This is a genomic window from Campylobacter concisus (assembly GCF_002914005.1).
In the GTDB taxonomy this organism is placed as follows: domain Bacteria; phylum Campylobacterota; class Campylobacteria; order Campylobacterales; family Campylobacteraceae; genus Campylobacter_A; species Campylobacter_A concisus_N.
This window is the reverse complement of sequence record NZ_POZU01000047.1, coordinates 1-5248: the sequence shown is the minus strand read 5'-3', so window position 1 is coordinate 5248 and position 5248 is coordinate 1. Positions and strand designations below refer to the sequence as shown.

Genomic DNA, 5248 nt, shown 5'->3' with positions numbered 1-5248 from the left:
CTATGGCGGCGGGTTTTCACCATTACTCACTCCCCTATAATATCTATCCGTATTTACCTCAAAATGAAACTACAACACTCCGCCTTATTATCATCACAGATGGCAAAATTACTAACAATCTAGCCAGTATCCCCACTACAGTCCTATCTGGCATTGATGCGGAATATCGCATCATAGATATTGAGTTTTTATATAAAATTTATACTATAAATAACTCAAAAAACAACTTTGACGTTGAGGTTGATTTACCGGCGCTTGTAGTAGACACGCCGGCGAAAGACTACAGATCTTATTTAAGCGTAATAGATGGCAGGACAATAGTTGAAATTTATGATACATTTGGCTCTAGACTTTTAGAACAAAACGTCAGAACTTTTTTGCAATTTAGAGGCAACGTCAATAAGGGGTTGCGAAACACTATAGAATATAAGCCAGAGATGTTTTTCGCATACAATAATGGCATAACTGCAACAGCTAATGATGTTATTTTACAAGATGGCAAAATTATAAAAATATCAAATTTTCAGATTGTCAATGGAGGCCAGACCGTATCGGCCATATACGCCTCAAGTAAAAATTCAAAGCTAGACGTATCAAAAATTTATGTTCAGATGAAACTATCTGTAGTTGCTGACACCGAAAAACAAGATGAATTTGTCTCAAAAGTTAGCGAATACGCAAATACTCAAAACAAGATAAATCAATCAGATTTTTTTTCAAACAGTCCTTTCCATAAAGATTTCAAAGAATGCTCAAGAAGAAATTTGGCACCAGCTGTTGATGGAATACAAGTAAGAACTCATTGGTTTTATGAGAGGGTAAGGGGTGAATACTTAAATGAACAAGCATATTTAAGTGGCACAGATAAAAAGAAATTTCAAATAGAAAACCCCAAGTCACAACTTATAGATAAAACATTTTTAGCTAAAAGCGAAATCGCTTGGCTACAATCGCCGGATATTGTATCAAAAGGCGCACAATATAGCTTTATGGCTTTTGCAAAACATATTACTCAAATGTTAGAAAAAGATGAGCTTTGTATAACGAGCAACTATTTTAAAGAAGCAGTATCTAGAATTATAATGTTTAAACAAGTTGAAAAACTTGTTTCTTACGCCACTTGGTACAATGGTGGTTATAGGGCACAATGCGTAGCCTATACCCTATCGTACTTATCGTATTATTTAGAAAAAAATAGATTATTTTTAAATTTTTCTAAAATATGGGATGAACAAAAAATATCTAATAATTTAGAGAATATAATCTCTATAGTTGCTAGCAAAATATATACTAATATAACTAACCCGCCAGAAGGCAATGCAAATATAGGTCAATGGTGTAAAAAGAAGTTGTGCTGGGATAGTATAAAAGATATTGAAATAAGTTTGGAATTTGATGATGAGATATTAAGTAGCGCAGAAGAAGAAAAGTATATAAAAAAAGAAGCAAGAAAAGACAAGAAACTTGATGACAATATAGAAGTTCAATCGTTCGTCGTTAAATTTAAAGATTGGGACAAGATTTTAAAATATTATGAAAAAGATGAAATAAGACACCAAATATCTATGAAGCAAATGGATATATTGGCAAAAATTGCAAATGGAAGTATAGGACTTCCTTCTATAAAGCAAGCTATTATTTTATATGATCTTTATGAGAATGCTATAAAAGAAGGCTTTTTGATATAGTGGCTATTTATTTTACACCAGTCAATAAGAAAATATACCCAGCAATTGTATGTATAGTGTTAAAACTATTTTGGAAACTATGTTTCCTTGATTATAGATAAAAATTAATTTTAACTGAATATTAAAAATGCATAAAATAAAATATCATAAAACCAAATAGAAGAGAGCTTTTAGTATTCTTTTTTAAAAGTGTCACGCTTTAAGATATCAAGTTTATGGTATGTTGAATTTAGGATCTTAACGTTAGAATGTGCCGAAGGCTTATAATCATAGATCTATTGTCTTAGATTTTGAAAGCCTCTATTCGCACATTAGCTTATTTGATTTATAAAATTATACCAATAGCTCTGCTTGGTAGTTACTCTGCACGTACTCCAGAATTTTATCGGTGTAATAAACTTATTATGATTATAATGAAATCATTTGTAGCTTATGGTAGATAATGTCTTAAAAAAATAAGGCTCATCTTAAGATATTATGCTAAGCCTATCAATGCCGATACACTAAAGACTAAAGTAGAGATGGTATCGTACGAAAATGAGTAAGTATAAATTGCAAGGTATAAGCTTTAAGACTATTCTTATATCTTATTTAGTATTATTTTAGGTATTAAATAAAGGATAAAAATGCAAACCATACAAGCAAATTTCACAGCTAGCATAAGCGAGCTAAAAAAGTCCCCAGCTCAAATTTTAAAACAAGCTGGAGATAATGTCGTAGCTATACTAAACCACAATGTCCCTAGTGCCTATCTAGTACCTAGCTCTGTCTACGAGAAGATGACAGAGATAATAGAAGAGTATCATCTAAGCAAAGCAGTAGATGCCACTCTAGCAAGTGGTGAAAAACCAGTAAAAGTAAGCTTAGATGAGCTATGAGTTAGAATTTTTGCCAAGCGCTTTAAAAGAGTGGCAAAAGCTTGACAATAGCATAAAAGTGCAGTTTAAAAAGAAGCTAAGTGAGCGTCTAGAAAACCCAAAGGTTACCAAAGACAAGCTACGAGGTTATGAAGATGTCTATAAGATCAAGCTAAGAGATGTCGGCTACCGCTTGGCCTATCAAGTAAAAGATGATGAGATTGTAGTGTTAGTGCTAGTTGTCGGCAAAAGAGAGAACAACGAAGCATACGAGATGCTAAAGGATAAATTTAACTAAGCATAAAAGCTAGACCCTTAGTCGTCTGTGATTTGCTAGTAACTAATTTCATGTTACTAGTTTGTCCTATCTAAAATGCTCTTTTATGATGAGCATAACCCCTATATTTTTTATTATTTTATTTTTTTAATTTCATACTAGACTAAATTTCCAAGAGAAGATCCAGAGGCTACAAAAATTATATTATATATTTCATAGTATTTTTAAAAAACACGCATTTTAGCCGCCTAAAGCCTACCGAATTCCTTGTTTTAGGCTGTGAAATTTTATAAAATAACCTTAAAAGATATTTAAAGAGCAAGTCTGCCAAAAATTTTATGACATAGGATTTTTGAGTGGCTTTTCTTAGATTAGGAGTAAATTTACGTGAGTTCTGAAAAGACAAAAAACGCAAGGTAACCAAAGTCATAACTAAAAGACTTAGGCTAAGTAACACAGAATGGTCGGCAATTAATGATAAATTACAAGAAAGTGGCCTAACTTTCTCAAAATTTGCCCTAAGAGCTATGTTATCTAAGCAGATTCATGCACCAATCAAGAGGGAGCTTTTAACTGAACTATCTAGACATGGACAAAACATAAACCAAATAGCCACCAAATTAAATAGTGGACAAAGCCTAGATAGAGTTGGTATTGAGATCATAGCAGACGATAATGATATCTTACATAAAGTTTATGAAGCATTGAGTAAATAATATGTTGCTTGATTTGCCTTATACCAATACAAATAAAGGCGCTAGTGATGCTAGTTAAATTTCTTCGTACTTATACTGGTGGTGGCTTTGGGAGCATAAATTACCTTTTAAATGAGAGAAAGGCTGCTGGAACAGCAAGAGTTATAAAAGGTGATGAAAATTTAACTAGAGCCATTATAAAAGGCATCACCTATAAACAAAAGACCTGTTTTGGTGTTTTATCATTTGAAGAGAAGCACGACTTTCTGACTGAAGAGCAGAAATTAAAAATTATCAAAGATTTTGAATATACTCTTTTGGGTGAGTATATGCTTGAACGCACAAATGTATTATGGGTAGAACACTCAGACAAGGATGGTCGGCTTGAGTTAAATTTCCTGGTTCCAAAGATCGATCTTAAAACAGGAAAATCGTTTAATCCATATTTTGCCAAATATGATCAAACTAGAATAGATCTAATTAAAAAGATCATTAACGATGAGTATGGACTATCAAGTCCAGATGATCCAGCAAAAGAGCAAACTATATTATCTAGCAAGAAAAACATCAATCATTATAAAAATTTGGAAGAGCTAGATCAAAAGTTGCACGATCTAGTTAAGCAAGGTTCTATTAAAAATAGAGATCATGTAGTTGAGCTTCTTACACAAAGTGGTATCGAAATAACTAGAATCAACAAAAAAGGCATGACGATCATACTGCCTAATAAAAAAACAAAAAATCGTCTCAAAGGAGGAATATACGATGCAAATTTCACAAGCACTCAAAGACTTGGAGAACTCAGCCAAAGCTCAAGCAGAAGAATTAGAGAATTCCATGATAAAAATACACAAACAGAGTGTAGAGAAAATAGGCGAAAACTTGAGGAGCTTATTGCTAAAAGAGATAGATTTAATCAAAAAAGATATGTCGAAAGAACTTCAAAAAGCAATATCTCTACACCACAAGGACAGATTGGTGATAATCTTGCTGTCAGTGGTTATCTCAATAATTTTGGAAGCAGTAGCTGGCTGGATGATAAAAGAGAAGAAGTTAGAGGACGAAATGGTTTGGGCGATACCAAAACAGTGGAGATACAGCCAACCTGCTGCAGACAAGACCCAGAGGGAATATTACATATCGATTCCAAAAGACGAAGAGATAATAGAGAACGAGAGTAGAAAATTCATATTAATGAAAACGGAGTAGAGAATGACAACATTAGAGAAGGCATTACTAGAAGAGAACGAGCACTTGACGAAGATGATCGAAGACGAAAGGAGCAAGCACGAATTAGAAACAATGAATTTGCAACAAGACTGCGAGAAGGAGCTCTCGATATTACGGGCAAAGATGACAGAGCTAACAAAGAAAGTCGAGAGTTTGAGCAAAGATTGCAACGATGCCTTAACGGAGTCTTTGCAGCAACAAAAAGATATGTACGAGAGTTCAATATCTCGTTTGGAAGAAAAATTAGAAAATTCAGAAGAAGAATTCCAAAATTTGAGAGAAAAATACAAGAACTTACAGATGGAGTACAAGAGGCTACAAGAATATGTAGAGAATTTATAAAGGAGCGTGAATACGCCCAAAAAGCCAGCATACATCACCATACGGATGATGCATGCAAGGAAAAGACCCAAAGCTTAGATATGTTTTAAACGTAGAGACTCTACTAAGTTTATTACATAATCATCTCATTTATTACTTCCAAAGCCATATTTATTATGC

6 protein-coding genes are annotated in these 5248 nt (G+C 33.2%); all 6 read left to right on the top strand.

Annotation, left to right across the window (positions count from 1 at the left end; translation table 11 throughout):
* Positions 1-1688 (top strand): AIPR family protein (locus CYP54_RS05450; RefSeq protein WP_103604485.1); only part of this gene is annotated, 1688 nt, incomplete at its 5' end.
* A 626-nt stretch (positions 1689-2314) separates the two neighbouring features.
* Positions 2315-2566: a type II toxin-antitoxin system prevent-host-death family antitoxin gene (locus tag CYP54_RS05445; RefSeq protein ID WP_103604484.1), complete on the top strand. Its 252-nt coding sequence runs from the start codon at positions 2315-2317 to the stop codon at positions 2564-2566.
* Entirely contained in the window at positions 2556-2843 is a 288-nt protein-coding gene (locus tag CYP54_RS05440) for a type II toxin-antitoxin system RelE family toxin (protein ID WP_103604483.1), read from the top strand. The genes CYP54_RS05445 and CYP54_RS05440 overlap by 11 nt, the downstream gene beginning before the upstream one ends.
* A 407-nt stretch (positions 2844-3250) precedes the next feature.
* A complete protein-coding gene (locus CYP54_RS10290; protein WP_103604482.1) occupies positions 3251-3538 on the top strand; it encodes a plasmid mobilization protein in 288 nt (95 codons plus the stop codon).
* A 47-nt stretch (positions 3539-3585) separates the two neighbouring features.
* A complete protein-coding gene (locus CYP54_RS05430) occupies positions 3586-4698 on the top strand; it encodes a relaxase family protein (RefSeq protein WP_258033673.1) in 1113 nt (370 codons plus the stop codon).
* A gap of 31 nt (positions 4699-4729) precedes the next feature.
* A complete protein-coding gene (locus tag CYP54_RS10145) occupies positions 4730-5089 on the top strand; it encodes a hypothetical protein (protein ID WP_234400107.1) in 360 nt (119 codons plus the stop codon).
* Positions 5090-5248: the final 159 nt, after the last annotated feature.